25 protein-coding genes and 3 tRNA genes are annotated in these 24908 nt (G+C 37.7%); 19 read left to right on the top strand and 9 right to left on the bottom strand.

Annotated features, from left to right (window positions below; genetic code table 11):
- The first annotated feature begins 311 nt into the window (after window positions 1-311).
- The 7 genes from ACQ7EO_RS08465 (at window position 312) to ACQ7EO_RS08435 (ending at window position 6059) form a co-directional block, all read left to right on the top strand.
- Window positions 312-1184, top strand: coding sequence for a MetQ/NlpA family ABC transporter substrate-binding protein (locus ACQ7EO_RS08465; RefSeq protein WP_004719302.1), 873 nt, complete (start codon window positions 312-314; stop codon window positions 1182-1184).
- A gap of 113 nt (window positions 1185-1297) precedes the next feature.
- Window positions 1298-2323, top strand: coding sequence for a methionine ABC transporter ATP-binding protein (locus ACQ7EO_RS08460; protein ID WP_434279387.1), 1026 nt, complete (start codon window positions 1298-1300; stop codon window positions 2321-2323).
- Window positions 2320-3015 (top strand): methionine ABC transporter permease, encoded by a 696-nt coding sequence (locus tag ACQ7EO_RS08455; protein ID WP_004719300.1) that lies wholly within the window; start codon window positions 2320-2322, stop codon window positions 3013-3015. Before ACQ7EO_RS08460 ends, ACQ7EO_RS08455 begins: the two co-directional genes overlap by 4 nt.
- A gap of 201 nt (window positions 3016-3216) precedes the next feature.
- Window positions 3217-3837 (top strand): hypothetical protein, encoded by a 621-nt coding sequence (locus ACQ7EO_RS08450; RefSeq protein ID WP_434279386.1) that lies wholly within the window; start codon window positions 3217-3219, stop codon window positions 3835-3837.
- 204 nt (window positions 3838-4041) lie between these two features.
- Complete coding sequence (gloB, locus tag ACQ7EO_RS08445; protein ID WP_034613366.1) at window positions 4042-4773, top strand: hydroxyacylglutathione hydrolase; 732 nt, start codon at window positions 4042-4044, stop codon at window positions 4771-4773.
- The gene (locus ACQ7EO_RS08440) at window positions 4755-5534 is read left to right on the top strand and encodes an alpha/beta hydrolase (protein ID WP_434279608.1); all 780 of its coding nucleotides are present in this window, start codon (window positions 4755-4757) and stop codon (window positions 5532-5534) included. The genes gloB and ACQ7EO_RS08440 overlap by 19 nt, the downstream gene beginning before the upstream one ends.
- 321 nt (window positions 5535-5855) lie before the next feature.
- Window positions 5856-6059 (top strand): hypothetical protein, encoded by a 204-nt coding sequence (locus ACQ7EO_RS08435; RefSeq protein ID WP_004719296.1) that lies wholly within the window; start codon window positions 5856-5858, stop codon window positions 6057-6059.
- 173 nt (window positions 6060-6232) lie between these two features.
- On the opposite strand, the gene ACQ7EO_RS08430 is transcribed toward ACQ7EO_RS08435, so the two are convergent.
- The 5 genes from ACQ7EO_RS08430 to ACQ7EO_RS08410 form a co-directional block, all read right to left on the bottom strand.
- Window positions 6233-6317 (bottom strand) — tRNA-Leu (locus ACQ7EO_RS08430).
- Between the two features lie 35 nt (window positions 6318-6352).
- Window positions 6353-6426 (bottom strand) — tRNA-Trp (locus ACQ7EO_RS08425).
- A gap of 41 nt (window positions 6427-6467) precedes the next feature.
- Window positions 6468-6552, bottom strand: a tRNA-Leu gene (locus ACQ7EO_RS08420).
- A 108-nt stretch (window positions 6553-6660) separates the two neighbouring features.
- On the bottom strand, window positions 6661-7473 hold the full coding sequence (locus ACQ7EO_RS08415) for a protein kinase domain-containing protein (RefSeq protein ID WP_434279385.1): 813 nt from the start codon (window positions 7471-7473) through the stop codon (window positions 6661-6663).
- On the bottom strand, window positions 7470-8981 hold the full coding sequence (locus ACQ7EO_RS08410; RefSeq protein ID WP_434279384.1) for a DUF3336 domain-containing protein: 1512 nt from the start codon (window positions 8979-8981) through the stop codon (window positions 7470-7472). The genes ACQ7EO_RS08415 and ACQ7EO_RS08410 overlap by 4 nt, the downstream gene beginning before the upstream one ends.
- Window positions 8982-9182: 201 nt before the next feature.
- Between ACQ7EO_RS08410 and ACQ7EO_RS08405 the strand changes: the two genes are divergently transcribed.
- The 6 genes from ACQ7EO_RS08405 to ACQ7EO_RS08380 all read left to right on the top strand — a co-directional run bounded on the left by ACQ7EO_RS08405 (window position 9183) and on the right by ACQ7EO_RS08380 (window position 18984).
- Window positions 9183-10055 (top strand): ATP-binding protein, encoded by an 873-nt coding sequence (locus ACQ7EO_RS08405; protein ID WP_004822502.1) that lies wholly within the window; start codon window positions 9183-9185, stop codon window positions 10053-10055.
- A gap of 467 nt (window positions 10056-10522) precedes the next feature.
- A complete protein-coding gene (dnaE, locus tag ACQ7EO_RS08400; RefSeq protein WP_209828518.1) occupies window positions 10523-14095 on the top strand; it encodes a DNA polymerase III subunit alpha in 3573 nt (1190 codons plus the stop codon).
- A gap of 41 nt (window positions 14096-14136) precedes the next feature.
- On the top strand, window positions 14137-14970 hold the full coding sequence (locus ACQ7EO_RS08395; protein ID WP_434279383.1) for an RNA methyltransferase: 834 nt from the start codon (window positions 14137-14139) through the stop codon (window positions 14968-14970).
- The gene (cysE, locus tag ACQ7EO_RS08390; protein ID WP_004822508.1) at window positions 14970-15794 is read left to right on the top strand and encodes a serine O-acetyltransferase; all 825 of its coding nucleotides are present in this window, start codon (window positions 14970-14972) and stop codon (window positions 15792-15794) included. The genes ACQ7EO_RS08395 and cysE overlap by 1 nt, the downstream gene beginning before the upstream one ends.
- Window positions 15795-15942: 148 nt before the next feature.
- On the top strand, window positions 15943-16869 hold the full coding sequence (locus tag ACQ7EO_RS08385; RefSeq protein WP_434279382.1) for an ABUW_2363 family tetratricopeptide repeat lipoprotein: 927 nt from the start codon (window positions 15943-15945) through the stop codon (window positions 16867-16869).
- Between the two features lie 102 nt (window positions 16870-16971).
- A complete protein-coding gene (locus tag ACQ7EO_RS08380) occupies window positions 16972-18984 on the top strand; it encodes a lipase family alpha/beta hydrolase (RefSeq protein ID WP_270384133.1) in 2013 nt (670 codons plus the stop codon).
- A gap of 108 nt (window positions 18985-19092) precedes the next feature.
- Here the strand turns inward: ACQ7EO_RS08380 and ACQ7EO_RS08375 are convergent, their stop codons facing one another.
- Window positions 19093-19512: a GFA family protein gene (locus ACQ7EO_RS08375; protein ID WP_434279381.1), complete on the bottom strand. Its 420-nt coding sequence runs from the start codon at window positions 19510-19512 to the stop codon at window positions 19093-19095.
- A 166-nt stretch (window positions 19513-19678) separates the two neighbouring features.
- Between ACQ7EO_RS08375 and ACQ7EO_RS08370 the strand changes: the two genes are divergently transcribed.
- From ACQ7EO_RS08370 to ACQ7EO_RS08355, 4 genes are all read left to right on the top strand, one after another.
- Window positions 19679-19924, top strand: coding sequence for a hypothetical protein (locus tag ACQ7EO_RS08370; protein WP_004719281.1), 246 nt, complete (start codon window positions 19679-19681; stop codon window positions 19922-19924).
- A gap of 111 nt (window positions 19925-20035) precedes the next feature.
- A complete protein-coding gene (locus ACQ7EO_RS08365; protein ID WP_166782259.1) occupies window positions 20036-20215 on the top strand; it encodes a hypothetical protein in 180 nt (59 codons plus the stop codon).
- On the top strand, window positions 20212-20598 hold the full coding sequence (locus tag ACQ7EO_RS08360) for a type II toxin-antitoxin system death-on-curing family toxin (RefSeq protein WP_434279380.1): 387 nt from the start codon (window positions 20212-20214) through the stop codon (window positions 20596-20598). Before ACQ7EO_RS08365 ends, ACQ7EO_RS08360 begins: the two co-directional genes overlap by 4 nt.
- Before the next feature lie 146 nt (window positions 20599-20744).
- Entirely contained in the window at window positions 20745-21182 is a 438-nt protein-coding gene (locus ACQ7EO_RS08355; protein ID WP_105713762.1) for a PaaI family thioesterase, read from the top strand.
- A gap of 36 nt (window positions 21183-21218) precedes the next feature.
- Here the strand turns inward: ACQ7EO_RS08355 and ACQ7EO_RS08350 are convergent, their stop codons facing one another.
- Together ACQ7EO_RS08350 and ACQ7EO_RS08345 are read right to left on the bottom strand one after the other, a co-directional pair.
- Window positions 21219-21908: a hypothetical protein gene (locus ACQ7EO_RS08350; RefSeq protein ID WP_419263378.1), complete on the bottom strand. Its 690-nt coding sequence runs from the start codon at window positions 21906-21908 to the stop codon at window positions 21219-21221.
- 137 nt (window positions 21909-22045) lie between these two features.
- On the bottom strand, window positions 22046-22678 hold the full coding sequence (locus ACQ7EO_RS08345; RefSeq protein ID WP_434279379.1) for an HD domain-containing protein: 633 nt from the start codon (window positions 22676-22678) through the stop codon (window positions 22046-22048).
- A 56-nt stretch (window positions 22679-22734) separates the two neighbouring features.
- Here ACQ7EO_RS08345 and ACQ7EO_RS08340 point away from each other — a divergent pair, with 56 nt between their 5' ends.
- Complete coding sequence (locus ACQ7EO_RS08340; protein WP_004822528.1) at window positions 22735-23307, top strand: hypothetical protein; 573 nt, start codon at window positions 22735-22737, stop codon at window positions 23305-23307.
- Window positions 23308-23349: 42 nt separating this feature from the next.
- On the opposite strand, the gene yaaA is transcribed toward ACQ7EO_RS08340, so the two are convergent.
- Window positions 23350-24129: a peroxide stress protein YaaA gene (gene yaaA, locus ACQ7EO_RS08335; protein WP_434279378.1), complete on the bottom strand. Its 780-nt coding sequence runs from the start codon at window positions 24127-24129 to the stop codon at window positions 23350-23352.
- Between the two features lie 124 nt (window positions 24130-24253).
- Here yaaA and ACQ7EO_RS08330 point away from each other — a divergent pair, with 124 nt between their 5' ends.
- Complete coding sequence (locus ACQ7EO_RS08330; RefSeq protein ID WP_004719268.1) at window positions 24254-24886, top strand: alpha/beta hydrolase; 633 nt, start codon at window positions 24254-24256, stop codon at window positions 24884-24886.
- Window positions 24887-24908: the final 22 nt, after the last annotated feature.

Here is a 24908-nt window from a genome sequence, read left to right as displayed (position 1 = left end):
GCATTTGTTTTCTTTATTAAATTAATAAAAACATTGATATTCAAACAACGACATCACTACCCAATGTCAACACGCAGCCACTATGTATAATTTTCATTTATTGATATGATAAACAAATCTTTAGAGTCTATTTTAAACAATTAAAATTCTTTTAAAACAGACTGCTAATCCTCAAATGTAAAGAATATAGATAGCGCAATCAGACAAGTACGTCACCGCATTATTTATTTTCAAAATGTTAAAAATTCGATTTAAATGATCGAGAATGCAAAGGACAAAATTCTACTGCATTTGCTACTTAGGACTTATTCATGAAAAAGCTGTTTGGCGTTTTACTTAGCGCGTCTGTGCTCACTCTTTCTGCTTGTGGAAAACAAGAAGCTCCAAAAAATGATGCTGCCCAAGCAGATGCAGGTAAAGAACAAGTCGTTACCATGGCTTCTACAGGTTCAGATGCAGATATTTGGCGCTATATCGCAACATTACCAGAAACAAAACAAGCTGGAATTAAATTAGAAGTTAAAAACTTCACTGACTATGTTGCAATGAATACTGCTGTTGCGAACAAAGAAGTCGATATCAATGCATTCCAATCTTATGCATATCTTGTTGCTTTCAATCAATCAAACAAAGAAAAAATTGCACCAATCTCTACAACATATTTAGAGCCAATGGGCATTTACTCTAGTAAAATTAAAAAAGTTGAAGAATTTGCCAACGGCGCAACCATTGCTATTCCAAATGATGGCGCAAATGAATCACGCGCATTGTTACTTTTACAATCTGCTGGTCTCATCAAATTGAAAGATGGCTTTGATTTAGTCAAAGGCACACCTGCTGATATTACTGAAAATGCGAAGAAAATTGTCATCAAACCTATTCAAATGGCGACTGCGGTACGTGCTAAAGATGAAGTTGATGCAATTGTTTTAGGTAATACTTTGGCAATGGAAGGCGGTTTAAACGTGCTTAAAGATTCGGTTTATTATGAGCCAGTTGACCAAACAACCAAAATGAATGTCAACGTACTTGCTGTTGCAGATGCACGTAAAGACGATGCCCTTTTGAAAAAAGTGGGTGAGTTATATCATGTTCCTGCTGTAGGTAAATATGTTCAAGAACACTTCGGTGGAACTAAAGTTGATGTGAATAAACCTGTAAGCTATCTTACAGAATCAAAATAGTTTTATAATGGATCAGGTCTATTGACCATTCTTTTATGAAAGGTCTACAGGCCCTCATAAAACAGGCAAAGTGAATTTGCCTGTTTTTTCTTTTTGCTATAGTTTTTGACGATATGATTGAATTTAAAAACATTTCAAAACACTATGAGTTGAAAGGTCAAACCATACGTGCACTGGATCAGATTAATCTTGAGATTCCAGCGGGCAGTATTTTTGGCATTATCGGCTATAGTGGTGCAGGTAAAAGTACCTTAATCCGTTTGATTAACTTGCTTGAGCGTCCTAACCAAGGGCAAGTCATCATTAATCAAAAAGACTTTACGGCACTTGATGCACGTGCATTACGTCAAGAACGTGCAAATATAGGCATGATTTTTCAGCATTTCAATTTACTACAAACCAAAACTGTAGCTGACAATATTGAAATGCCGTTAAAGTTGCTAGGTGTCAGTAAAGACCAACGTGAAAAACGTTTAAATGAGTTACTTGAGTTTATTGATCTAAAGCACAAAAAAGATGCTTTTCCAGATGAACTTTCGGGAGGTCAAAAGCAACGTGTCGGTATTGCACGCGCCTTGGCCAACCACCCCAAAATTTTACTTTGTGATGAAGCAACCTCTGCGCTTGATCCACAAACCACGAAATCTGTTCTTGCTTTGCTTAAAAAGATTAATCAAGAGCAAGGGATTACCATTGTCATGGTTACGCATGAAATGGATGTAATTGAATCTGTTTGTGATTTTGTTGCGGTCATGGAACAAGGCAAAGTGATTGAAACTGGTTCTACCTTAGAAATTTTTAGTCAACCGCAACACCCGACGACGAAAAACTTTATTCAAACCGTTTTACAGCAACAACTCCCTGTTAATATCTTAAACAATCTCGAAAATCAAAATCATAAAAGTATTTATAGTCTGCAATTTTTGGGTACTTCAGCGCAAGAGACCGTGGTACAAGCAGCAATTAAGCAATTTGATGTCAGCTTAAATATTTTATTTGCCAATATGACTGAAATTAATGGTTCAGTGATCGGTCAAATGTTTATACAACTTTTGGGAGATACCGAAAGCATTCGCCAAACCATAGATTTCTTTGAAAAAAATGGGGTCAAGGTGGAACAGTCAGGAGTTAGACTATGAGAGAACTCATTGTACAATGGCTCACTACGCTCACAGCACCATTTTGGAAAAGCTCTTTAAGCATTGACCAATTTGTTACAGCGATGCAAGAAACCATTCAAATGGTCATTTTTGCAATGCTGTTTGGTACCATTTGGGGTTTTGTTCAAGCAATTACCTTGTTGGTCACTCGCCCTAATGGTATTTTACCCAATCGCGCTGTTTATCAGATTTTAAATCCTATCGTCAATGCGCTACGTTCCCTGCCCTTCATTATCCTATTGATTGCGGTTTTCCCACTCACCAAAGCGATCGTGGGTACAACTATTGGTACTTGGGCTGCGATTGTACCGTTGACCATTTATGTTGGTCCTTATATTGGTCGTCTTGTAGAAACATCATTGCTTGAAGTGAATGAAGGGATTATTGAGTCTGCACAGGCAATGGGTGCATCGCCTTGGCAGATTATTTTTAAATTTATTATCCCTGAATCTCGTAGCTCACTCATTCTGAGCCTTACTACAGCAACCATTAGCTTGATTGGTGCAACAGCGATGGCGGGTGCTGTAGGCGCTGGCGGTATTGGTGATTTAGCAATTTCTTATGGTTATCAACGTTTCGATCAAAGTGTGGTTTATCTCACTGTGATTGTCCTATTGATCCTTGTACAAATTGTACAGAGTCTTGGAAATTGGTTATCTAAGCTTCGATAATCCTTGCCTGCCATTTCCAGTTGTACTTAGTTCTAAAATCATACCCTCCTTGTTGAGGGTATTTTTTATTTCTTGAGTTAGCTACAGATATAAATACTTATAAAATTTATAGATCCTTTTTAATTCTACTCATTTGATCAACTGCTCTTGATCAATCCTTCAGAACTGATTAAGTTATAGAAAACTTAAGAAATATTTGAAATGAATAATTTTACCCAAACCATCGCCCCGTTGCTCCTTATGCTACCTATTTGCAGTTTTGCTGCGCAACATTCAGAAGATTACACCACCACAGTGAAAGTTAATGGTGTCGAGCTCAACCAAGCAGTAAGTGCAACACAAATTGAAAAATTGCTTGGAAAAACCTCTCAAAAACCTATAAAAACATTTTCAGAATGTACAGGAAACTATGAATACTCAATCTCTACTGCATCAGGAAAAAATCTAACATTTGACATTTTTAGTGAAGAAAATCCACAGATTAAATCTGACGCTTTTTATAAAAGCAAAAATACTTTTCAACAACTTGGTACGACCAAAGGGCGAATTTGGCTTTCTTGGACAAATGCGCCAGCGATCACGGATACAATCCTGATTAACAATAAACCCATCACCAATCTGTATAGCATCAATCAATTTAAAAAAGACTTTCCAAACAGTGCCAAAACTGGCACCCATGTTTTAATGTTAACTGCGTCGGAAGCCAAAGAATTTTTAAAAAATCCTGCTGAATTTGAAACAGGCTATCGCAGTTATGTCGATTTTAGTTTTAAAAATGGCAAACTCAGTAAATTAGAAATCAGCCAAGGCTTGACCTGTTAAATTTTAGTGAGAATAGCGTATTGGTCTATATGCTATTCTCTAAAAGAATAACCTACCGCAAGACTTGTTTGTTCAATCAAATACAATGCCGTACAACCGAATTACATATGTTTTCACATAAATATGCCCACAATCAGCTTTCCAACTTGTCTATAGCCTAATTTTGCTATTAAATTTGTATCAGCATATATATGGAATTCAACGATGCAATTTAAAATTCACGTCATAGATGTAAAAAATCAATTACAAAACTATATTTGGCTGATCGAAGACAGTCACAGCCACGATGTCGTTGCAATTGACCCCACAGAAGCATCGCTGGTTGAAGATTATTGCCTTGAGCATCAACTGAATTTAAAACAAATTTGGCTTACACACTGGCACAAAGACCATATTGGTGGTGTTCCAGAATTGATTGCAGATCATAATATCCCTGTTTATGGGCCTCGTGCTGAACTAAGTCACATTCCTTTTATTACCTACCCGCTGCAACACGATGATCAATTTGAATTTCATGGATTAAACATCGACATTATTGCTGTGCCAGGTCACACCCTAGGGCATGTCGTTTACTTTATTGATGCATTAGACAGCGTTTTCTGTGGTGATACCCTTTTTGCTATGGGGTGTGGACGTATGTTTGAAGGAACTGCTGAACAGTTTTATCACTCTCTCAATCGCCTTGCTGCTTTACCACCAAGAACCAAAGTTTACTGCACCCATGAATATACGCTTTCTAATGCACAATTTGCTTTGCATATCGAGCCAGAGAACCGAGCGATACAACAACGTGCCGAAGAAATCAAACAGCTTCGTGAACAAGGGAAAATCACCTTGCCCAGCACCATTGAACTTGAACTTGAAACCAATCCCTTTTTACGTGTTGAAAGTGCTGAAGAATTTGCACGTATTCGTGCATTGAAAGATCATTTTTAAGCAATCACGATTATTGTTTTTACAATGTTAAACTGCGCCAGCCTAAGCCTCTGTTTTTAAAAGCCTCGCAGCGGGCGGTACTGTTATTACATGCCTATACCAGTACCGTTCAAGATATGAAGGCCTTAGCAAAATTTCTGCATCAACATGGCTACACTTGCTATGTGCCTAGCTACGCTGGGCATGGTTTAACGATTGATGAGTTTCTCAATTACACGACAGCGGATTGGTGGCAAGATACATATAATGCTTATCAATTCTTAGAAAATCAGGGTTATAAGCATATTGCTGCCATTGGGGTTTCTTTAGGTGCAATTTTATCGTTAAAACTCACTGAGCACTTTCCAATTGATGCATGTATTAGCATGTCTGCGCCACAGGATCGAAGTGTAAATGATCTTTTTAAGCGACTAAAGCACTATGCTGAATATCTCCACCAATTTGAAAACACTCATACAGGTTTAGGCTTAAAAAGCTTAGAAAATAAAGCAGCAATACAACTACAGCCATTTCATCAATTTGTTGCCGTAACCATAAGTGATATTTCTTTAATTCGCGCACCTATCTTTTTATTGTATGGTGAGTTAGATGATGCACATTATCCCAGTGCACAAACCATTTATAATCATGTGAATTCTACAAAAAAACAAATTAAAAGTTATCCCAATACTGGGCATCTCATGACTTTAGGTAAAGATCAGACACAACTGTTTGGCGATATTTTAGATTTCTTAGATCAACATCATCCTGTACAGCTGTAATCCCCATGCTTCTGTTAAATTTACTTACATTTAACCACAGTGAAAATGAGAAAAATTCTGCTTTTTTAAACTGATATCTTTGCATCAAAATATTACAAACACAGTTTTTAGAATTAATTAATCCATTGTTTTATTTTAATATTTTTTATTAAATTCACATTTCATCCATATTAGCAGCAAAAAAATACGCATTGATACAAAAGCCTCATTTCTCAAATTGCTCAAATATTGATATAAAAAATAAGTTTCATCAAATTTCCCCTTTAAAAATTTAATGATCACCCCTATTAAATTTATAGGCAGGAATTAAGGAGATCTTCTGTGAAAAAGGTTGTAAAGGCAAAGAATTTAATCGCTTTTCGTATTTGGTTAGAAAAATTAGGCTATTCAGTAAAAAATTTAGCTGATGGAAAAGGATTTACTTTCAGCTTTAAAAAAGAATATGGTTTAGTCACTTGTGATTTATCTGGTAATAACTTAGCAATGCAGCTCGGTGAAGAATTTGAAGATCACTTAAAGGCTTAGTAAGTGTCTAAATGAAGTTTCTCTTTGAAAAGACCTAAACGATTTCGTTTAGGTCTTTTTATTGATCTGGCTAAAATTCTAATTCTAAGAAACCTTTAATCACGATACAGCATAGTTAGAATAAAAATTTAGGCATAAAAAAAAGCATGATTTTCATCATGCTTTTTTAAATTTGGTGGGGACGGAGAGACTCGAACTCTCACACCTTGCGGCGCTGGAACCTAAATCCAGTGCGTCTACCAATTTCGCCACGTCCCCGAATAAAAACTAACGCTGTAGTCTTTTAAATAACTTGGCAGAGGATCAAGGATTCGAACCTTGACGAACGGTTTTGGAGACCGTCATGCTACCATTACACCAATCCTCTATAACCCTTCATTTTGTTTTAGTACCACAAAATGAATTGCTTGGTGGGGACGGAGAGACTCGAACTCTCACACCTTGCGGCGCTGGAACCTAAATCCAGTGCGTCTACCAATTTCGCCACGTCCCCAATGGCTGTGTATATTATAGAGATCATTTTATTATGACAAGCCCTTTTTTCGAAAAAGACACTCGTTTGTTTAAATAAAAAACAAATGTTGCAAATACTGCTTTTTGTTTAAACAATTTGGCTTAATACTTGTTTTATTTGATAAATATTTGAGCAACGTTGCCCTGCTTTTTTCATTAACATCGCTGTTAAAACCATTTCAAAAATTTTAAATCGCTCTGATAACACCACATTTAACTGCTGACAATGCAAAAATGCCCAATCTTGATAGCTTTTTGCCGATAAGCGCTGTTGTGTCAACCACTCCAACCAAACAATTCCTAACGCATAAATATCGGATTGAAATGATTTTGGTTGCGCATGAAACAATTCTGGTGCCATATACCGTGGTGTTGCTGTATGTGTTGCGATATTTGTTAAATTTGCCTCTTGAGCGGTGTTTACAGCCTGTTCAAAGTCAATCAAATAACTTTTCTCATCCTTAACTCGAAAGTGCTCAACTTTGATATCGCCATGCAGATAACCATAGTCATGCAAATGTTCAAGCACATCTAAGCTGAGTACTAATCGCTTACCAATTTCAGCCAAACTAAGTCGATCAGGCAGATCCTGAAAAAGCTTTGGGGCATCTTCCACCCATAAAGCTTGATCAATGACCTCTTCATCCATTTTAAATTGCTGAAATGGATCAAATATTGAGAAATTTAACAATACAGGTTGAGCTTCAGTCTCCAATGCATTCAACTCGCTATAACAGTTCAGCTCATTGAAAAAGTGTTGTTGATAACAGCGATTTGAATTTTTGAGCTGTAATTTCAACCAAAACAATTGCTGACCCTGCTGAATTTGATAAACACGACGACCAAATTTTTGACTTTGGATTGTATTATATGCAATTGGAAGAATTCTGCTTTGGCTCATACTTCGGTCAATTGTTCTGCGGGTATATCTTTCGTCATCGGATGATTCAAAACTTCTAGACAATGTTGGATTGTTTTACCAATCCGCGCATGTGTTTCTATACTTGAAATTTTTGGCCAAGTTGCACGCTCACCTTCTTGTTGCAATAGCTTAAATAGATATGGGCGTGGGTTCTGTAACATATAGCTATAATGGCGCAGACTATACTCCCCAATAATATTGACATCACCATAGTAGCGCTGGTCAATAATACCGTAACCGTGATCGAGTAAACGACGCATAGAAGGAACTCGTCCCATACGGCCTCTGGCAAAGTCCATGATCCCCATTGCAGCCATGCGTCCTTGACTACGCACTATACGTTCAGGCCAACTCAGTAAATCTCTACGGTAACGTTCTTCATCATTCTGCATAAACGGTACAATATGTGGATTAACCTGACTGGCAATGGTGTAATTCAAATTATAAAGACGTGACATGCGCTCTTGGGGGAAATCATTGCGGACACTGCCGTCTACCCAACGCGTATTTGCCAAATAAGGAGTATGTACACCATCGTAACGTTTACTGATCAAACGCACAGGTGGAAATAAAACCGGTACAGCACATGATGCCAATACTGCACTCCAGACCAATAAATCTGGTGAGGTATATTTATTCATGATTCGTACATCTTCTTGGGAAACATCATAAGGCGCAACAGTGACATTGATATCTAAGCCTGATTTTTCAAACGCCTCCTGAAACGTTACATCACCTAAATTTTCGACCAAGAACTTTTTAAGATATCGGACATCAGCAAAACCACCATTGCCTTTGATTAATTCTTTTAAGCTTCGGAAGTGAAAAGCTTCACTATAAAACTGGTCACCACTCAGCAAGTTTGGAATCTCACCCGGTTCATTTACCCCCAGCATCGCCGTCATGATTGCCCCAGCACTTGAACCAGAAAGTACTTTTGGCATTAAGTCTTGTTCCATTAATGCTTTACAGACACCGCTATGGAATAAACCTAATGTTGCACCACCTGAAAACATCAGTGCGGGCTGACCATAGGCCTTTTCACAGTTTTCAAAAAACTTCCTTTTGCTTTCATGACACAAAGCTTGGCAACTTTCTGAAGCGATGAATGCCAAACTATTGCTAACTTCATCAATATAATCTTCAATTATTTTTTTAGTTCCAACATAGGTATGTGCAAATAGCATCGGATGCCCGATGTTGGCAACATCGTGACTAAATCCTTCTCTTAGGATATACATCAAATCTTGGGTGCGATTTTGCAGACGGTAACGGCGCAATAAATTTAACCGATGGGAAATAATTTCAGCATCAAAATATGGAGAGGTATTATCTAGCTTCCACTCCTGTGCCCCCGTTTCTTCATCCAGTTTTAACGCTATAGATTTCCACTCTTCATAGTTTTCCGCATGTTTCAGTTTTCTTTTTAGTTTTTTAATACGATAAGCCTGATGCGGATTTAAATCTTGAGTGAGTTCTAATAACATTTCTAATATTCCTTTGATTTTTAATCCGACACTTTTAAATACCTGTCGATAAACTATGCTGAAAAATAACCAGATAATCAATTACCATAAGTCATTTAATTCTTGCTTTAGATTCCAATTATCGCCTATTGAGATTAGCTCAATAAAATTACTGTGCTAATATCAACCACACATTGTAATTTCTGAAAATAGCGAACGGATATGGCAACTTTCGACTTACCTGACAATATCATCCAAAAATTATCCACTGTTCTTGATCAGTTACATCAAGTCCTTCCTGAAAAGAAACAAGATACTGACTTTGCAGCAGTGGCTTTTAGGTGGCACGATAAACAACTCAAAGCGATTTATAACCCGAAAGCAATGCATTTGGATGATCTTAAAGGGATTGAACGTCAGAAAGCTAAAATTTTACAAAATACTGAACAATTTCTACACGGTTTACCAGCCAACGACATTTTACTGACTGGCTCACGCGGCACAGGAAAATCATCCATTGTCCGTTCTTTACTTACCCAGTATGCAGAACAAGGCTTACGTTTAATTGAAATTGAACGAGATGATCTGTCTGACTTGCCAGAAATTCAAAAAATTATTAAAGATCGCCCAGAAAAGTTCATCGTTTATTGTGATGACTTGGCATTTAATGCTGAAGATGAAAATTACCGTAGTTTAAAAAGCGTGTTAGATGGCTCGCTACAATCTGGCTCAAGTAATTTTGTGATTTACGCGACCAGTAACCGCCGTCATTTATTGCCTGAATTTATGCATGAAAACACGCCTGTAACCAAAGTCGATGTACCGCAATATAAAGAGTTGCATCCACAAGAAGCCATCGAAGAAAAGATTTCATTATCAGATCGTTTCGGTTTGTGGTTGTCGTTTTATCCAATGGATCAAAATCTTTATTTAGAAATTGTGGAGCATTATTTAGCAAAAGCAGACATGCCCTTTGCTGATGATGTTCGTGCTGAAGCATTAAGATGGTGTCAAGCTCGTGGTCAACGCTCAGGGCGTGCAGCATATCAATTTTCTAAACATTGGATTGGTTCAGAACGTTTAAAGGCTTTATAAGTCCGACTTTTTTAGATATACACAGCCCTAACTGAACAACAGTCAGGGCTTTTATTATTTATCAGTTAGATCATGTGCGATAAGAATAAGTAAGCTAAGCGAATAGCGATATCAAAACGTCCAATAAGCTCATTCATGCTAAACCCATTTATCACCCGATAAAATTTCACTGCTTCTTTGTCCCATTCGATAACAATAGCTTGAATGGATTACCCTGTTTCATTCAATCCATATCATTCAAATAAAGCTTAAATTATTCGTTTCTATGTAAAAAAGACCATCAACACACAACTCAAACTGACTGCTGGTTAATCATGCAACTAAAAGCCAAAATTAAAAAATTAAGTATATTTAAATATATTTCAAATACTTAAATGCAAAGCAATAATTCATCCAGAACATTTTATTTCAGCACATCACAGTTTAAGCGTGATAAAATAGCCGACAGTTTCATATAGGATAGGTCTATGCAGTTTGTTCATCTTGGTATTCATACCGAATTCTCGATTACAGAATCGATCGTACGTATACCTGATCTGATTAAAGCTGCCGCATCTGATGAAATGCCCGCTTTAGCCATTACAGACCTATCCAACCTGCATGCAGCAGTTAAGTTTTACAACAAATCGCTGGGGAAAGGGATTAAACCTATTTTCGGCAGTGTAATTCGATTAAATGATGCAAACCATAAAGCAACCTTACTGGCAATGACCAATAAAGGCTGGCGTGGTCTGACTGAAATTGTCTCTCGCGGCTTTATTGAAGGACAACAGCTGTCGATTCCATGTGTACAAAAAGATTGGGTACTTGAACAGTCTCAAGACATCATTGTACTTTTGGGCCTACATAGTGATGTCGGAGAAATGCTCTGTGCAGCTTATCCTGAAAAAGCCGAACCGCTGTTAGAACAATGGATCGAAAAATTTGGCAATCGTGTTTATTTAGCACTGACACGTACAGGTCGCCCATTAGAAGAAAGCTTCAACGAAGAAGCGGTTAAACTCGCTGCAAAATATAATATTGGTGTTGTGGCGCATAATGATGTGCATTTTGTTAGACCAGAAGATTATGAAGCACATGAAGCACGCGTTTGTATCGCAGATGGTTATGTTCTAGGCGATAGTAAACGTCCTAAGCATTACAGCCCTGAGCAATATTTTAAAACCTCTGCTGAAATGATTCAGCTGTTTGCAGATATTCCAAGTGCCATAGAAAACACCTTACAAATTGCAAAGCGTTGTACCGTTTCACTCCGTTTAGGATTCCATGATCTACCAGACTATCCAATTCCGGAAGGTCATACTATCCATTCTTACTTTGAGCATCTTTCTGAAATTGGTTTAGAAGAACGCTTAGACTTCCTTTACCCTGTTGAAACACGTGATGAAGATTGGGCTGAAATTCGTAAGCCTTATGATGAACGTCTGGCCTATGAGCTTGGCATTATCAATAAAATGGATTTCCCCGGTTACTTCCTCATCGTCATGGACTTCATTCAATGGTCTAAAAACAATGGGGTTCCTGTGGGTCCCGGTCGTGGTTCAGGTGCAGGCTCACTCGTCGCTTATAGTTTAAAAATTACTGACTTAGACCCGCTGCGTTATGACCTACTCTTTGAACGTTTCTTAAACCCAGAACGTGTATCCATGCCCGACTTTGATATCGATTTCTGTATCGCTGGGCGCGATAAGGTCATTGACTATGTAGCACGCCATTATGGTCGTGATGCGGTTTCTCAGATTGCAACCTTCGGTACCATGGCTGCTAAAGGTGCGATTCGAGATGTAGCACGAGTTTTAGGTAAATCTTACGGTTTGGCAGATCGTATTTCTAAAATGATTCCGACTAAACCTTTAGGACTCACCTTAGAAGAATCTATTGAGGCTGAACCACAACTTAAAGATATTGTGACCAATCCATCCAACCCAGATTATGACGATGCTGCTGAAATCTGGGAAATGGCACTCAAGCTTGAAGGCATTACCCGTAATACAGGTAAACACGCAGGTGGTGTGGTGATCGCACCAACTAAAATCACCGATTATTCGGCAATTTTGTGTGAAGCTGATGGTACAGGGCGGGTTGCCCAATTCGATAAAGATGATGTAGAAGCTGCGGGCTTAGTAAAATTCGACTTCTTGGGCTTACGTAACCTTACTGTAATTGAAGATGCGATTCAAAATATTAATAAGCGTATTCAATCTGATAAGCCGTTAAATATTTCAAACATTCCTTTAGACGATCCTAAATCCTATGCAGTATTTGCGGACGCAAATACTACCGCTGTATTCCAGTTTGAATCCGTGGGCATGAAAAAAATGCTTAAAGAAGCACGCCCAAGTAAATTTGAAGAAATTATTGCCTTCGTATCCTTATATCGACCGGGTCCAATGGACCTTATTCCTGACTTTATCCATCGTATGCATGGTGGTGAATTTGAATACTTACATCCGCTGTTAGAAAGTGTACTCGAACCCACTTATGGGATCATGGTATATCAGGAACAGGTGATGCAAGCCGCACAGTTCTGTGCTGGCTATACACTGGGTGGTGCAGATTTACTTCGTCGTGCGATGGGTAAAAAGAAAGTTGAGGAAATGGTCAAGCAACGTGCCACCTTTATTGAAGGTGCTGCGAAAAAAGATATTGATGAAGGTACAGCCAACCATATCTTTGACTATATGGAAAAATTCGCAGGCTATGGTTTTAACAAATCACATGCCGCTGCGTATGCTTTAGTTGCCTATCAAACGGCTTGGTTAAAAGCACATTACCCTTCTGAATTTATGGCTGCGGTCATGTCTTCGGAAATGCAAAATACAGATAACATTGTATTTTTAATTGATGACTGCCGAATCAACAACTTAGTGGTATTGCCGCCATCGGTAAATATGTCGTTCTACCAATTCTATGCCAGTGATGTAAACACCATTATTTATGGCTTAGGTGCAATTAAAGGTGTCGGCGAACAAGCCATGCAATCCGTGATTGATTCACGTGAGCAAGATGGTCCTTTTAAAGATTTATTCGATTTCTGCCACCGTGTAGATTTGAAGAAAATCAACAAAAGAACATTGGAAGCATTGATTCGCGCTGGTGCACTGGACTGTTTGGGAATTGAACGTTCAAGTTTAATGGCTCAACTTCCAGAAGCCGTCCAAGCCGCTGAACAAGCACGTTCAAATCGTGAAACGGGCATTATGGACTTATTTGGTGAAGTTGAAGAGGTTCAACGTAAGCCAGCTAAACCTGTAAAACCGTGGTCTGATGAAGTGCGTCTAAAAGGCGAAAAAGACACATTGGGTTTATATCTGACAGGTCATCCAATTGATGTCTATCGTGCAGAATTAAAATCCTTTATTCCAAATAAAATTAATGAATTAACCCCTACTCGCCGTGGTGTAACCACTGTTTTCGCTGGTTTAGTGGTCGATATCGCCAATTTCCCAAATCGAATGATGATTACCCTTGATGACGGCACAGCACGTATCGAAGTCTCTGCGAATCATGAACGCTTCCAACGCTTTAAAGACATTATTCAAAATGAAAAAGTGGTGGTGATTGAAGGTGAAATTTATGAACGTGAAGGTTTTGACCGCCCTATGGGTCGTTTGACCAAAGCATTCACCCTCAATGAAATTCGACAAAAGCGTGCCAATAGCATTGCCATCACACTGAATACTGAAGTGATGACGAAAACTTTAGCCTCGGATATTCAAAAGATCTTACTGCCTTTCTGTAATGTCGATATGTGTCAACACATTCCAATGCAGATCCAGTTAGATTATGACTATGCCACGGCTGAGTTACATTTAGGTCAACAATGGAAAGTTGCCCCATTGGATGAGTTACTTTCAAAATTACGTGATTACTTTGGTAAAGAATCTATTCATATTGAATACCAAGTCAAATCTAAAGCGGCAAAAGCCGTGGATCATCGTGGACTTGCCCAACCGACTCAAGTTGCACCACCGCCAGAAAATATGAGTATGGATGATGCAATGGATGACTATATGGCAGATGCAGGCCAATTCTCCTAACCTCCCTATTTGAATTTAAAGCTTAATATTTTGGAATATTCATGGATATTTTCGACAATGCTGTGATTTCACAGCATTTAAGTCATGTACGTATTGTCATGGTCAATACGACACTTCCTGCCAATATCGGAAGTGCTCTACGTGCAATGAAAACAATGGGCTTAACTAAACTTGTGCTCGTTGCACCTAAAACCTACCCTCACCCAGATATAGATGCCTTGGCAGCGGGTGCGGCAGATCTGATTAAGCACATAGAAATTGTCGACAGCTTAGAAAATGCCATTAAAGATTGTCATATCGTATTTGGAACCAGTGCGCGTAGTCGCACCATTCCGTGGCCTTTGCTTGATGCACGCCCTGCGGCGCAAAAATCTATGCAAGCGGTTATTCAACATCAGCAAGAAATCGCTATTGTCTTCGGTCGTGAAGATCGTGGTTTAACCAATGAAGAGCTTGCACTGGCAAACTTTCATGTCACCGTACCAGTGAATAGTGAATATGGTGTGTTAAATGTTGCCCAAGCAATTCAAGTACTGTGCTATGAAATGCGTATGGCAACATTAGAATTGGCTGATAAGAAACTGGATACTGAAGCAGTGATGCGGGTAACAGATTCAGATGATATGCATTGGGATGAACCGTTGGTCACACATGAGCAAATGGAACAATTTTATCCGCATATTGAAAAAATGTTGGCTGATATCGAATTTTTAGACCCTAAAAACCCGCGTTTACTGCCTTTACGCTTGCGTCGATTATTTGGGCGTATACAATTAGATAAGATGGAATATCATTTATTAAGAGGCATTTTTAGCCGAGTTCAAGCCTTAAATAATGGTACATGGAAAAAGTCAAAAGATGAGGATCAAAACTAATGCTAAAACAGCTTAAAGAAGATATCCAAGCTGTATTTGCGCGAGATCCTGCTGCGCGTAATACATTTGAAGTTTTAACCACATATCCTGGGATACATGCATTAATCATGCATCGTGTTGCCCATGAATTATGGGAAAAAGATTGTAAAACTTCAGCACGCATTTTGTCTTCTTTTAGTCGTTTTACTACAGGTATTGAGATTCACCCTGGCGCTAAAATAGGTAAACGCTTTTTTATCGATCATGGTATGGGTGTGGTGATTGGTGAGACAGCAGAAATTGGTGATGATGTCACCTTGTACCATGGGGTGACTTTAGGTGGCACTACATGGAATAAAGGTAAACGTCATCCGACTTTAGCAGACGGTGTTGTAGTAGGCGCTGGTGCAAAAATCCTAGGCCCTTTTGTGGTCGGTAAAAATGCTAAAGTCGGCTCAAATGCTGTAGTGACTAAAGCTGTACCTGATGGCGTCACGGCGGTAGGTAATCCTGCTCGCTTTATTAGCAAAGATAAAGAAATCGTCACTACACCAGAACCAAGTTGTCCAGAAGAAATGACCAGTGGTATTGAAAACACAGAATTTCAAGCCTATGCAGCCGTACCAGAACAATCCGACCCTATGCTTGATGGTATGCGTGTTTTGTTAGATCGTTTGGAACAAAATGAAAAACGCATCAATAGTTTGTGCCAGCGTTTATCACTTTTAGACCCAACCTTTAATTTACAACACAATATTGAACAGCCTTTAAGTGAAGATGAAATCAAAATTATTGAAGAAGTTAGACGTGAATGTGAAGCACAAAACCACTCATCGAAAGCATAAGGTTTCCTAATACTTCCAAAATGAAGTGTCAATAGACTGTAATGTATAATTTTTAATAATACGAACCAAATCAAGTTGCATGTTCAGACGTCTTTTCATAGACTGATGCGCATGCACGTTTTTTAATATAAATTAATGGAAGAAACACATGACGATTAAGCCTTTGGCATATGCATTGCTCGCAACATCATTACTTACTGCGTGTTCAACAACACCGACCAAGCAACAGAATAAAATAGATGCTAACGAGCCGTTTATTTACACTGAGCCTGAATTGTCTCCTCCGTTCTATGCATTAAACCCTTTCGATTACTCGCAACCGCCAGTTTTTGAATTAGAGTTAAAAAAAGCAGCGGCTCAACCTGTAAACAAACTCGAAGTGACAGATCCAGCAAATCCAAACCAAAAAATCATTTTAGATACCAATAAACTGATTGTACCTACAGTAAATAGCTCACAGCGTGCTATGAAATATGCAGTACTTGCTGGAAACAATGAAATTGACATCACAGCCATTGATGATTTCTTGCAAATGGTTGAAGGCAAAGCACGTCATTACCCACCACAATTTAGTGACCGTAAAGAACGTAAAGGCTTTGAAGGCAAGTTGAAAGAAGTCTCTACTCAGCTTGACCAATTGGCTGCGGCACCAAATGCTTCTTTTGATATTTTGATTCGTGCATTTAAAGCTAGTGTTTTAGGCCGTAACCTTGACTTAGGTTCTTCTTATACCACCAAGTCATTAGAGTATGCTCAACGTATTCTTAAAATCAACAAAGATGATGCTGAAGCAAACTTGTGGTTTGGTTTCTCTTTATCTGAGGGTGGCGGTCAAAAAGAAGCGATTCCATATTTAGATAAAGCCATCAAACAGGGTGTTCAAGAAGCCTATTTATCTTCTGCAAACAACTTTATTGGTATGGAGCAAAAGAAAAATGCGATCCAAACCTTGAAAAACTATAAAGTGAAATACCCAGAAGAAGCTGAAGTTGCAGATCGCTTAATTCAAGAAATTGAAAAGCAAGGTCGTTACAACGTTTGGCAGGTTTTGAAAAACCCAGCTCTGGCAAAATAAATTTATAAATTTTTAAAAAAATAGGCTGAACATTCAGTCTATTTTTTTGTTTATAAATTGGATAAAACTAACGTATGATTCAGACAAAGATTGATCTAGTTAATGATTATGCAATACTCAAAAAACAATATTTTGCTTTGTGCTTTAGCAATGAGCCCATTGATTTTATCTGGATGCCAAGTTGTCAGTGTAAAAAATCAAAAGGTGAACGTAACCATTGCCAATGAACGTGACAGCATTTTAACCCGTTCAAAAATGAGTGAAGCCAGCTTAAATGTTTTATCAATGACTGGACGTGAAGCCAAATCATGTACAGATGAACCCGAAAAATGTGTGGCCGATTTAGCCGAAATTCCACAGATTCAAGATGAACAATTGCTTTCCACCGCAAGTGAAATTTACTTAACCAAAGCAATCAATCTTGGTGACTCATCTAATTGTAAAGTCAGTCTTTTTTCAAAACATCAATCCACTGAAAAGCAGCAAGCCTCTCAGAAAAACTATGAGCAATGTTTAGATCAGCAAATGGTGATGCTAGATAACAGTATCCGTTATAGTTATGCCTATTTGTTTAAAACTGAACGCCAACCTCAAGACCGTATTTTTAACAACAGACAAGTTCAGATACGTGACTTTTATAATCAAGCTTTAGCCAAACTGATTTCGACATATGCCATAAGAAATAAAAACCAAAAAGTGGCAAAACAAATTAAAGTGGGCAAAAGCACTTATCGTATTAATTTTAATGGCTACCCTGCACTGGCTCAAATTGAACTTGAAGATCTCGTTTCAAGCTATAATTTAAACTTCTCAGGATTACGCTCGATCAACCGTAGAGACGGTTTCGGTGCAGAATTTGTCGCAATTTTACCCAACACGACAGCACCTGAAGAAAACAAATATATTGTGAATCCATTTGATTATAAATACAAAAATGGCATGAATCCCAATATTCATCAACCGCGTTATTTATCGGTCAGTATTGCAGCACAACCTGAAAATGCAAATGAATCATTACAGAACATCTTACATAACCCAAATTTTCAACTGAATGTGTATGACCCGTATAGCATTGAAAATTTAAAAATTGGCGGTAAGCAATACCCACTTGCTGCAAACTTTTCAGCTCCCTATGGCCTATGGCTGGCTCAAAACAACTTAGGCATTGCAGCTTATTTGAGCTTAATTGATCGCGATCAAAGCCTGACCATGCCTCATTTATATATGCTTGAACCGTATAACCCAAATAAGAAAGTGATTGTTTTGGTACACGGTTTAGCCAGTAGCCCTGAAGCGTGGATTCGTTTAACCAATGATATTATGGGCGACAATGTATTACGTGAGCACTATCAAGTCTGGCAGGTTTTTTATTCAACCAATATGCCGATCTTAGAAAGCCGTTTTCAGATCAATGCCATCATTAATCAAGGTTTTGCTTCAATTAATCAGAATTCGGCTTCTGCTAAAGATGCCGTGTTGATTGGGCATAGTATGGGCGGGATTATTGCGCGCTTATTAGTCAGTGATGCTAATCTGACGCAACCTGCCTTAAAGATGTTGAACAATCGTAAATTTGATAAATTTAAAGATGATCCAATGTTCAAATCTCGTTTGACCATTCAATCTGTGCCTAATTTTGATCGTGCTATTTTTATTTCAGCACCACATCGTGGTACTGCATTTGCTGATCGTTGGTTCACTTTAGCTGCCCGTCGAATTATTAAGCTGCCAGGTGCATTCTTGGGGGCTTTAGCTGACTCTATTGATGAACGTGATTTAAATGCAAAAAACTTTTTAAAAGATGTTGGGCATGGACTGATTCAAAATGGTCCAAGTGACTTAAGTCATAGCTCAAACTTCACCAAATTGACTGAAAACGTGATGCCAAAGAAAGACATGATCTATCATTCAATTATGGGCAATATCACCAATAGCAACGATCCTAACGTGATGACGGATGGAATCGTTCCATATACCAGCTCACATTTGGACGGCGCAGTATCTGAGAAAATTATCAAAGGTGGTCATTCGATCCAAGAGACACCTGAAGCGGTATTGGAACTTAGACGGATTTTAAGATTACATTTGACCGAACTTGGGCTTTATAAACCTTAAACTCAGCGTCCAAGCACATAAAAATGCCAGTCAATCTTAAATTGGCTGGCATAGGATTATTGGTTTTATAAAAATCTAAGGTCTTATCCGAATCAGTGAATAACTTATTTATAAATCAGTGGTTCCTGCAAAAAGCGCGATTACATCTGCTTCGGTTAGTTTTTTTGTCTCATTGTTAAAAGCATAAAACTCAGGCTTATTGTCTATAAAAATTTCCATATCGAATTTTATATCTTGAGGCTGTTGATCCAATGCAAATGCATTGATATTGCAATAACCCTGGTCTTTAGTCCGCCAAAATAAATTTGTGCCACAGCAGTTACAAAAGCCTCGCTCGCCCCAAGCAGAAGAATTATAAATGCTTAAGTGCTCATCTTGAGTAAACTGTAAACTGCCCTGTTCGACATCAATCGTCATAATTACACCGCTCGTTTGTCTCCTGCAAATTGAACAATGACACGCATGAACATCATGATTTTTTAATTCAACCGTAAACGTTGTTGCCCCACAAACACATTGCCCTTTCATAATGATTTCCTTGTTTTATAAATTTTCCATAAAGATACTACAATGATGTAGTGAAATTATAGTGAAACAGATATTTTTTATCATACGGATGTTTTTTAATTGAAAACCGAAATGATTCGCTCTAAATTAGTCAATACAACAATTTAAATATAATATTTGGAAAAGTATGCGTTATAAAATTATAGATGTTTATCAGCTCCAAAATATTCAACGGTATATTGCAAAGTGTCTAAAGACACAATCACCTCAATTCATTGTGATTGAAAGTGATCAAACCTTATGTAAAGAGCTCGATATTATTGATGTCGACTTACAAGCATCGATTGCCACGTGGGCAACGGGTGAAAGAATTGATTTAAAAATCATTCATCAATCCAACCATATTGAAAAATTCTACGATTTTGAACATTAAAAACTTCATATGCACTAAGTGTTTGAATTTATAATTTTCTTCTTCTAGTTTTTTTATAATATAAACCGTATGTTATATTATGAATATTAAATAAATAGTGTGAGGTGCAATATGGTTAAGCGACTTAAAGATTTTAAAATTGAAAATCGAAAAGCTCGCCCAACTATAGCAGGTCAAGTTTTATCTATGCAATTCAGTAACGATGAAGCGACTAAGCGTATTGTGATGCATAGCGTTAAACGCGTAATTCATCAACACAAAGATGAACTTAACGAGCTTGCTTACAAATGAGTCTAATCACATCTACTTTTGTTATTGCTGTTCATGATGAAATCTTGAAGGAAACAGGAGTAGGCCGTGCAGGTTGTGACTACGCTAAACTTGAAGGTGTACTCAGCCGTATAGATCAACAAATGTATTACAATGATGTTCAAGATTTATTTGAGATTGCAGCTTGGTATGGAATTGCTATCGCTAAAGGACATGCCTTTGTCGATGGAAATAAACGTACTGGACTTGCAACAATGTTAACTTTTTTAGAAATCCAAGGCGTTTCAATCAAAGATCACACAGGACTTGATGATCTCATGGTTGATATTGTTGAATCACAGGATCATCATGAAGTATTGGCATTAAGTGTTTCTGATTTCTTGTATGAAATTTCTGAAATTTAGTCATCTATAAAAAACTCATTGTTTATTTCAAACACCCCAAAATAAAACTCAATCGTTCAAATTCAATAAAAAGTTTGACAGTAAATCCCCCAACATCATATTTTACTTTAAGTTCTCTTTTAGAACCCTATATAAAGGATAAATATATGAAACACCCAAAAGAAATGACAGGGCTTGAATTTCTACAAGCAATGGTTGCTGGACAAATTCCTAGAGCATCGATTAGTGAAACCATCCCGATGGATTTACATGAAATTTCGCATGGTCATGCAAGTTTTAAAGTCAAAGCGGACCAACGTCATTTAAATCCTTTAGGCGGCGTACATGGCGGTTTTGCAGCAACAGTTTTAGACTCAGCAACAGGTTGTGCAGTACATACCACCCTAGAAGCAGGCGTAGGTTATGGCACCATCGATTTAAATGTAAAAATGTGCCGCCCTGTACCTCAAAATAAGCAATTATTTGCTATTGGACAGTTGATTAATTTAAGTAAAAGTCTTGCCATTTCTGAAGGGAAATTGGTCGATGAAGATGGCAAATTATATGCACATGCAACAGCGACCTGTATGATTATTCGTGCATAATTGACTGCTTAGAGTGCTATTTATATTGAATAGCACTTATTCAGCATTAGCCTTCGGTTCATCAACATACATCTTACCCATCTTCAACTGTTTTAGGCTCTCATCCCATTCCAGATTACGCTTGCAATTGATTGCTTCTGCACGGCTAATTTCTGCCATGTTTTGCCCACAATATCCTCCACCAACTTCGACTTGAACGATAGCTTTGGCTTGATTATTGATAATCTGATAAGAAAATACCGCACTGTTAAAAATTTCTTGTATGGTTTTATGATCTTTAGATTGGTAGATCACCAGCTGATCTCCCCCATGCCCTCTAAATACACCATCTTCAACACACCTAATCGAGTCAGGTTCATAAATATATTCTGGCTGATCATCCCCAATTAAATCCACAACCGTAACAACATCTTTCATATCAACCGCTACAGCTTGCTTACAATGTTTCTGCGCATCTTTTACCTGCTGTATAAGCTCATCAGGATAATTTAATCCTTTAGATTTATGCTCTATTTTTGCTTCAGTAACAGTCGTAGGAATTTCGACTTCAACTTCACTGCTTGCCTTTCCTGTATCAGCTTTTGCACGATCAACTTTGTCATTATTATCTGCTGCAATCGCTGCTTTTTTCGTAGACTCCGCTGGAGCTGCATTCTGAGAATTTTGTTGAGAACAAGCGCTTAAGAAAACAAGCCCTGATAAACTCAAAATATTGACAATGTTCAAAATATTTTCCTAAATACAAACTAAGGTTTCTTAATAAAATAAATACTTAAAGTTATGAAATTTAACTATAAAAATGAAATCAGCAAATTTATAAAAGGCCGAATAATAACGATTTCTGCTCTGATATAAATTCACCTTTAAAGTTTTGACAAATTTACTTTCGCATTTTGCTCAAAATGTTTTCTAAAATATTCAGTCTGATACAAAGGTTGCATTTGATAAAAATGCTGTAAAACTTCTGCTCTTTTGACTTTATAGATTTCTGCATCAACCCACGCGTATTCTTGTTGAATTTGTTGTTCATATTCTGCAAAACGATCAACAGAACTAGCTAAAATTGCTAAATCGATATCAAGTAAATAATTTAAATCATGCTGTTTAGACGGTTGATGCTCTTGTGTTGCAATGATCCATTGAGAAACTTTGTCTAAGACCGATTGCGTTAAAATATCCGCACAATGCTCGCGCATTAATTGAGCACTTTGTTGTTCATTATCTTTTGCTTGTGGATTATAAACGGCATCATGAAACCAAATTGCCAACTCAACAGCAACAGGATCATTCAATTGCGCTTTTACTTGGTGAAATAACGCAAGGCATTCGACAATATGTTGAACCGTATGATAATGACGTTGTGGCTCAGTATAAGCAGCAACAAGCAACTGCTGTAAAAAAATACACTGCTCTGTTTCGATTGCTATGTGATTCGCAAATTCACCCCAATACTGATTGAATGGTTTGAGGTAATCTTCTGTTTTAGCTATGATCATATTTATAGAACATCTAAGACTTTATATATTAATACAACATTTTTGGCTGTTATCCCATGATCAATAAATCAAAATTTTTAGCCCCTTCTCATTTAGACAAATTTGCTTGTTATAAACACGTTGACTATTTTCAAGATCTCATTGATATTGAATGGCGAGGTCAAATACAGTCCTCCACACAAAATAAACGATTTAAAATCAAATATTATGGAGAGATTTTTGAAGAATATCAGCTCATTTGTGGGACAGACTTTGCACCAGAACTCATCTACGCGGTAGATGTAGAAAGCAATGAAGAAATTTTACTTTTTGATGGTACGCAACATGGCTATGATCCCATGTTCTGTGATGAGTTTACACATGAACAAATCACCGAAAGACCGTTAATCCATTTTTATAAAGATCAGGACAATCAGGATGAATTCGAGATCATTTTTAGTGTCTATCACAATATAGATTATGATGAAGAACTAAATGATTTTCTCAATCAAGATGGTGAAATTGAGCTTATTTCGGGGGAAATAATTTCTGCTGAGAAATTAAAATTAGATGGCTTTGATTTTGTTCAAATCAAAGCGGTAAATTCGCTTGGTCATGAATACATTATTTTTGAAAAAGAGCTGGCTTAAAGCAAGCCAACTCTCTTTCAATACATTAAACGATTGAAATACTTAAGCAACTTGCTCATCACGCTTAAATACCAGTTCACCTTTCAATGAACTCTCGGCATCGAAATAATAACCATCAGTATTAAAGGATTTAAGATCATCCATTTTTTTCAATTGATTTTGAATGATGTATCGAGCCATTAAGCCACGCGCTTTTTTAGCATAGAAGCTAATCACTTTATATTTACCATTCTTCTGGTCTAAGAATACTGGTTTAATAATATCAGCCTGAATTTTTGCTTCCTTGACCGATTTATAGTATTCATCAGAAGCAATATTGACCAATAACGTCGAGCCGCTTTGTTGTAAATCCTGATTGATCAAATCGGTAATTCGATCTCCCCAAAATTCATAAAGGTTATGACCACGGGTATTGGCAAGTTTTATTCCCATTTCCAAACGATACGGCATCATTAAATCAAGAGGACGTAATAAGCCATATAGACCAGATAAGCTGCGTAAATGATCTTGCGCAAATTTGAGATCGTCTTGCGACAAACTATATGCATCCAGACCTGTATAAACATCGCCTTTAAATGCAAAAATTGCTTGTCGCGCGTTGGCAAAACTAAAGTCAGCATTCCAGTCACGGAAACGCTCCGCATTGAGATTGGCAATTTTTTCACTGACACTCATCAAACTGGCAATATCTGAAGCGGAGAGTTTACGACTTAGGTCTATAAGCTGTTGAGATTGATCCAGCAGTCTTGGTAGAGTGTGCGTATCGGTCGGGAGTGCTGACTGGTAATCGAGCGTCTTAGCAGGGGAAATTAAGGCGAGCATGGTCTTCCTGATCAAAAAATAACTAATCAAACTATAACAGTCGGGATATTTTAATTCCAATTCATGTTTTCTGTGAACAGAATCGGTAAACTATCGCACTTCCCTGCTTATGATCGTTTAAATTATGTCCGAACAACTGTTCATTCAAGGTTCGGTTGGCAAAATTGAAGTTTTTGTTGACTATCCTGTGGGCGAAGTAAAAGGTTTTGCTGTCGTTTGTCATCCTCACCCACTGCAAGGTGGTACACCTCAACATAAAGTTCCTGCTTTACTTGCACAAATCCTCTCTGAACAGGGTTGTGTGGTCTATCGCCCAAGTTTTCGTGGTTCTGGACAAAGCGATGGAATCCATGATGAAGGCTTTGCTGAAACTGAAGATATTCTAGAGGTCATTAGACACGTTAGACAATTACACAAAAGTCTACCTTTCTATGTTGGCGGTTTTAGTTTTGGTGCACATGTAATGGCAAAAGCCTATCATGCGCTACCTGATGAAATTAAACCGCAACAAGTGATCTTATGTGGTTTACCAACATCCACTGTAGATGGTCTGCGTCATTATGTTACCCCAGCAATTAAAGGCGATATCCTATTTGTACACGGTGAAGCAGATCCGACGACTAAACTCTCTGATTTGCTTGAATGGGCGAAACCACAGCGCCATTTAATTACCGTATTGCCAGGTGCAAACCATTTCTTTACAGGTTATTTAAAGCAGTTAAGAATCGCAATTTCGCGTTTTCTTCTTGTGCCATAAATCTGAATTTAAAAAGAATTCT

It is taken from the genome of Acinetobacter sp. CE-15 (assembly GCF_051059255.1).
Classification (GTDB): Bacteria; Pseudomonadota; Gammaproteobacteria; order Pseudomonadales; family Moraxellaceae; genus Acinetobacter; species Acinetobacter guillouiae.
The sequence above is the reverse complement of the archived record's forward strand: the minus strand, read 5'-3'. Positions and strand labels throughout refer to the sequence as shown.

Bases quoted from the DNA above. Each gene is read 5' to 3' on its own strand.
- ACQ7EO_RS08465 (WP_004719302.1), top strand. From the start codon at position 312: ATGAAAAAGCTGTTTGGCGTTTTACTTAGCGCGTCTGTGCTCACTCTT.
- ACQ7EO_RS08460 (WP_434279387.1), top strand. From the start codon at position 1,298: ATGATTGAATTTAAAAACATTTCAAAACACTATGAGTTGAAAGGTCAA.
- ACQ7EO_RS08455 (WP_004719300.1), top strand. From the start codon at position 2,320: ATGAGAGAACTCATTGTACAATGGCTCACTACGCTCACAGCACCATTT.
- ACQ7EO_RS08450 (WP_434279386.1), top strand. From the start codon at position 3,217: ATGAATAATTTTACCCAAACCATCGCCCCGTTGCTCCTTATGCTACCT.
- gloB (WP_034613366.1), top strand. From the start codon at position 4,042: ATGCAATTTAAAATTCACGTCATAGATGTAAAAAATCAATTACAAAAC.
- ACQ7EO_RS08415 (WP_434279385.1), bottom strand. From the start codon at position 7,473: ATGAGCCAAAGCAGAATTCTTCCAATTGCATATAATACAATCCAAAGT.
- ACQ7EO_RS08410 (WP_434279384.1), bottom strand. From the start codon at position 8,981: ATGTTATTAGAACTCACTCAAGATTTAAATCCGCATCAGGCTTATCGT.
- ACQ7EO_RS08405 (WP_004822502.1), top strand. From the start codon at position 9,183: ATGGCAACTTTCGACTTACCTGACAATATCATCCAAAAATTATCCACT.
- dnaE (WP_209828518.1), top strand. From the start codon at position 10,523: ATGCAGTTTGTTCATCTTGGTATTCATACCGAATTCTCGATTACAGAA.
- ACQ7EO_RS08395 (WP_434279383.1), top strand. From the start codon at position 14,137: ATGGATATTTTCGACAATGCTGTGATTTCACAGCATTTAAGTCATGTA.
- cysE (WP_004822508.1), top strand. From the start codon at position 14,970: ATGCTAAAACAGCTTAAAGAAGATATCCAAGCTGTATTTGCGCGAGAT.
- ACQ7EO_RS08385 (WP_434279382.1), top strand. From the start codon at position 15,943: ATGACGATTAAGCCTTTGGCATATGCATTGCTCGCAACATCATTACTT.
- ACQ7EO_RS08380 (WP_270384133.1), top strand. From the start codon at position 16,972: ATGATTATGCAATACTCAAAAAACAATATTTTGCTTTGTGCTTTAGCA.
- ACQ7EO_RS08375 (WP_434279381.1), bottom strand. From the start codon at position 19,512: ATGAAAGGGCAATGTGTTTGTGGGGCAACAACGTTTACGGTTGAATTA.
- ACQ7EO_RS08370 (WP_004719281.1), top strand. From the start codon at position 19,679: ATGCGTTATAAAATTATAGATGTTTATCAGCTCCAAAATATTCAACGG.
- ACQ7EO_RS08365 (WP_166782259.1), top strand. From the start codon at position 20,036: ATGGTTAAGCGACTTAAAGATTTTAAAATTGAAAATCGAAAAGCTCGC.
- ACQ7EO_RS08360 (WP_434279380.1), top strand. From the start codon at position 20,212: ATGAGTCTAATCACATCTACTTTTGTTATTGCTGTTCATGATGAAATC.
- ACQ7EO_RS08355 (WP_105713762.1), top strand. From the start codon at position 20,745: ATGAAACACCCAAAAGAAATGACAGGGCTTGAATTTCTACAAGCAATG.
- ACQ7EO_RS08345 (WP_434279379.1), bottom strand. From the start codon at position 22,678: ATGATCATAGCTAAAACAGAAGATTACCTCAAACCATTCAATCAGTAT.
- ACQ7EO_RS08340 (WP_004822528.1), top strand. From the start codon at position 22,735: ATGATCAATAAATCAAAATTTTTAGCCCCTTCTCATTTAGACAAATTT.
- yaaA (WP_434279378.1), bottom strand. From the start codon at position 24,129: ATGCTCGCCTTAATTTCCCCTGCTAAGACGCTCGATTACCAGTCAGCA.
- ACQ7EO_RS08330 (WP_004719268.1), top strand. From the start codon at position 24,254: ATGTCCGAACAACTGTTCATTCAAGGTTCGGTTGGCAAAATTGAAGTT.